General features: G+C 36.2%; 5 protein-coding genes and 1 pseudogene. All 6 read left to right on the forward strand.

What is annotated here, in order from left to right; genetic code table 11:
• Positions 1-566: pseudogene (locus K6G87_RS15250) on the forward strand (hypothetical protein); the annotation flags it as partial.
• A gap of 161 nt (positions 567-727) precedes the next feature.
• A complete protein-coding gene (gene yfcE, locus K6G87_RS15255; RefSeq protein ID WP_296839135.1) occupies positions 728-1,291 on the forward strand; it encodes a phosphodiesterase in 564 nt (187 codons plus the stop codon).
• A 173-nt stretch (positions 1,292-1,464) separates the two neighbouring features.
• A complete protein-coding gene (locus tag K6G87_RS15260) occupies positions 1,465-2,328 on the forward strand; it encodes a TraX family protein (RefSeq protein ID WP_296839137.1) in 864 nt (287 codons plus the stop codon).
• Positions 2,328-2,993 (forward strand): response regulator transcription factor, encoded by a 666-nt coding sequence (locus K6G87_RS15265; RefSeq protein ID WP_330669887.1) that lies wholly within the window; start codon positions 2,328-2,330, stop codon positions 2,991-2,993. Before K6G87_RS15260 ends, K6G87_RS15265 begins: the two co-directional genes overlap by 1 nt.
• A complete protein-coding gene (locus K6G87_RS15270) occupies positions 2,975-3,700 on the forward strand; it encodes a histidine kinase dimerization/phospho-acceptor domain-containing protein (RefSeq protein ID WP_296839142.1) in 726 nt (241 codons plus the stop codon). Before K6G87_RS15265 ends, K6G87_RS15270 begins: the two co-directional genes overlap by 19 nt.
• Before the next feature lie 65 nt (positions 3,701-3,765).
• A partial coding sequence (locus tag K6G87_RS15275) for an MATE family efflux transporter (protein WP_296839145.1) occupies positions 3,766-4,171 on the forward strand: 406 nt, incomplete at its 3' end.

Raw genomic sequence — 4,171 nt, forward strand, 5'->3', positions numbered from 1 at the left:
ATACAATGGCTAATTGGAAAGGAAAGATGTGTGACAGTTTATCCATTTCATATGGCTATATAAGTAAGGAAGAAGAACCAAGGCTGTCTGTAAGAGAACTTGGGGCTGTTGCAGATAAGAGAATGTATGAAGCTAAATCAGCGCATTACAGAAAGAAAGGCATAGACAGACGAGGTCATAAGGATGCGCACAGAGCTTTATGTGAACTGTATACTAAGATCCTTAAGATCAACATTACTGATGATACCTATCAGATCGTAAATATGGATGTTTCAGAAATGACTACGGAAAAAGGATTTGCTGACAGGATATCATTATGGCTTTTATTATTTGGCGCAAGTGGCCAGGTTCATCCGGAAGACTTGCAGGAATACCTTAATAAAACTGATACTAAATTCTTGAAAGAATATTTTGATGGTAATAATACTCTTTTAAGATTTGTATACAGAAGAAAATATGGAGATGACTATAAGCACGTAATGATGGAGATCATACCTGCAAATGATTATAATCAGACCAACCAGAGCTTGTATCTGTATGTAAAATGTATTGATCCTAGAACGTAAATTACAAAAATATATTTACTACGGATTTTGAGATTTAGTCACAGATTATTTTGCCAAACATATATATGAGTGTTTGTGGTAAAATGACTCTGAACTGCTTATTGTAGCATCAGAGAATGCTCGTTATAAAGGCATTCTCTGATGCTTTTTTTGGAGGATATATGAAATATTTTATTGCAAGTGATATACATGGCTCATATTACTGGGCTGATAAGATGATGGACAAGTTCACTGGTATGGGAGCAGAGCGAATGATCTGTCTTGGAGATATTCTTTATCATGGACCAAGAAATGACCTTCCTAAAGACTATGCTCCTAAAAAGGTCATAGAACTTATGAATTCAGTAAAAGACCGGATATGGGCGGTTAGAGGAAACTGTGAAGCAGAAGTGGATCAGATGGTCCTTGATTTTCCGGTACTTTCAGATTATGCAATCCTGGCTCTTAATGGCCATACATTTTTTGCTACACATGGACATCTTTATAATGAAGAAAAGAGACCGCCGCTTGTATCAGGAGATATACTTCTTCACGGACATACACATCTTCTGGTATGTGAGAAGCTTTCTCTTTCAGATGATGGTGGATATTTCTATCATTTAAATCCAGGATCTGTTTCAATACCCAAAGGAGGAAATCCTAACAGCTATGCTGTTCTTGAAGGGGATTGCTTTACCATATATGATTTTGATGGAAATATTATAAAAGATATACAACTTGTTTGATTGATCTTAATGATAGCGCTTTATTATTTTATTATAAGCAGCGACTTTGAAACTCCGATTGTTGGATCAGTTATTCGATGTATATTGCGCGATCAATTTTTTTAAAATCCTTATATATTCCTTATAATTATCATCTATCCTATGCTCAACAAATACGTAGGAGGATGATAATTATGTTTAGTATCAAAGAAAAAGGAATGACTGGTTTTAATTTAAAATATCTTGCAATGGTATTTATGGTGCTGGATCACATTCATTACTTTTTTGAATTTACAGGTAAGGTACCAGTTTTATTTTCATGGATAGGAAGACTGGCTGCGCCATTATTTTTGTTTTGCTTTGTAGAGGGATTTATTCACACTCATGATAGAAAGAAATATTTTCTTAAGATATATCTGATTTCAGTAGTAATGGGAGCTATACAGTTTGGCTTTTATAATGTTTTATCACCAGCAGTAAGAGGTGACGGCTTTTTTCCACAAAATGGGATGCTGTCTACTTTCGCGATCCTGTTTGTTGTAATGCAGGGAATAGACTGGATAAGGAATAAAAAGATTGTGTTAGGCCTTACTGCTGTAGTATTTCCACTGATCATTTTCCCTTACATAATGTACAACTTCGTATATGGACCATTCACCAGACAGGGCAACGGTATGGTAGTATTCGTGGCAAATCTTTTGAATTTTACGGTTCTTCCAATGCATACTTTCATAGTAGATGGTGGTACAATAACTATTCTTGAAGGAATGATACTTTTAATCTTCAGCTATTTTAAAAACAAGAAGATCAGAATATATGCATGGATAATATTTACTCTTTTATTTAATGGATTAGGGCTTGTGATGATGGGCATGCCTTTAAATATAAATACGCTTTTCTTTGATGCATATGAATGGCTCGGAGTCTTCGCAGCAATTTTCATGTTGTTATATAATGGAGAGCGTGGAAGAGGAAATGCCAAATTGTTTTACTGGTTCTATCCTCTGCATGTATACATTTTGTATGCACTATCATTTATTGTTTATATGGTGATTTGATGAGAATTTTGGCTATAGATGATGAACTTGATATTTTGAAGCTTATAGAAAAGGCACTAAAAAGTCAGTATCAGGTGGATACTATACATTCGCCAGAGCAGGCAATACCAGAGGATCTATCTGTTTATAACCTGATAATAACGGATGTCATGATGCCACATGAGGACGGTTTTGAGCTAATAAAAAGAATCCGTGGAAAAGTAAGCTGTCCTATAATCTTTTTAAGTGCCAAAGCTTTGGAAGAAGACGTAATCTATGGTCTTTCACTTGGGGCTGACGATTATCTTCGTAAGCCCTTTTCAGTTGCGGAACTACGAGCAAGAATAGGGGCTCACATACGAAGAGACAACAGAGATGTAGCCCAGGCCTTTATTGAAGCAGGCGGAATATCTTTATATCCTGAGGCTTGTGAGTTTAGGATAAAAGAAGAAACGGTAGAATTCACCAAAAGTGAATTTGAGATAGCTCGGCTTCTATTCAGAAACAGAGGACAGGTCTTTTCTAAAGCCCAGATCTATGAAATCATCTATGGCTATGATAAAGATGGGGACGAATCTGCTATTACAGAGCACATCAAAAATGTCAGAAGAAAGCTAAAAAAGCACGGAACTGAGCCCATTGAGACTGTATGGGGGATTGGATATAAATGGAAAAAACAAGTTTAAGACTTTCGAAAGTAATAGGACTATATCTTCTTGCTATTGCAGGGCTACTTGTTCTTGTAACCATCTTTTTCCTGATGTCTTTTAACAAAGTATCAGGCGTAAGGGCTGATGATGTTGAAAAGAAGGTAACAAAGTGGATTCATGTATCTGAAGAAACACAGATATTTGATATAGAAAGCTTTCCTGAAGAAGCTGATTACGTCCTTGAAAATGGAAGCAGAGTTGTAACTTCCAAAATATCTAATTGTACAAAAGAGGACATGGATAGGGCTATTTCCTGGCTCAAGGCAAATGGAACAAATAGTTACCTTGAAAATCAGGAAGTGTTTATATTAAGAACTTTAAAGGAAGATACAATATACATTCATTATAGCCTGAAGGTACAAGGTGAATGGATAGCGTTTATATCGATTATAGCCGCGTATATCCTTGCTATATTGATTCCTTCAGTGATACTCATTCATAAACTCAGGAAGATCATCAATATGATAGCCGAAGAAAAATGGCGAGATGAATATGAAACAAAGCAGGAAATGGCTCAAATAGCCCATGATCTCAAAACACCCCTTACCGTTATCAGAGGAAATGCAGATCTCCTCCTTGAAAAAGAACAGGACGAAGATAGTCTTGATTCCATAAACGCCATCATCACTAATTCTGAGCGAATAGCTAGAAGCATTTTAGATATTTTGGAAAAAGAAAACTAGAATGGCAACATGAGTGAATAAAAACTATTTACTAGGCTACTTTATTCTGCTACCATGTTGATGTTATGATTAAAGGCTCAATTACTAAGAATTTAATAAGATTTGCAATTCCACTTTTCTTTGGACAACTGCTGCAACAGCTCTATAACGTTGTGGATTCAGTAGTTGTGGGAAATGTTTTGGGAAAAGAAGCACTGGCTGCCGTTAGTACTACCGGTAGCCTTATATTTTTGATGGTAGGCTTTATAAATGGCCTGTTTATGGGCAACAGCGTTATCATCGGTAAAAGATACGGGGCAGGAGATCAGGAAGGAGTATCCATTGCATCCAATACAGGTATAGCTTTTGCAATCCTCATGGGAGTAGTAATGACAGTTTGGGGATATTTCTTTACCCCAACGATCTTAAAGTGGATGGGAACTCCAGCTGACGTAATGCCAAGTTCAGTTCTTTATTTCAAGATCTACTTTC

Source organism: Butyrivibrio sp., from assembly GCF_024699075.1.

Excerpts from the sequence above, each read along its gene's own strand:
- yfcE (WP_296839135.1), top strand. The coding sequence starts at position 728 with ATGAAATATTTTATTGCAAGTGATATACATGGCTCATATTACTGGGCT.
- K6G87_RS15260 (WP_296839137.1), top strand. The coding sequence starts at position 1,465 with ATGTTTAGTATCAAAGAAAAAGGAATGACTGGTTTTAATTTAAAATAT.
- K6G87_RS15265 (WP_330669887.1), top strand. The coding sequence starts at position 2,328 with ATGAGAATTTTGGCTATAGATGATGAACTTGATATTTTGAAGCTTATA.
- K6G87_RS15270 (WP_296839142.1), top strand. The coding sequence starts at position 2,975 with ATGGAAAAAACAAGTTTAAGACTTTCGAAAGTAATAGGACTATATCTT.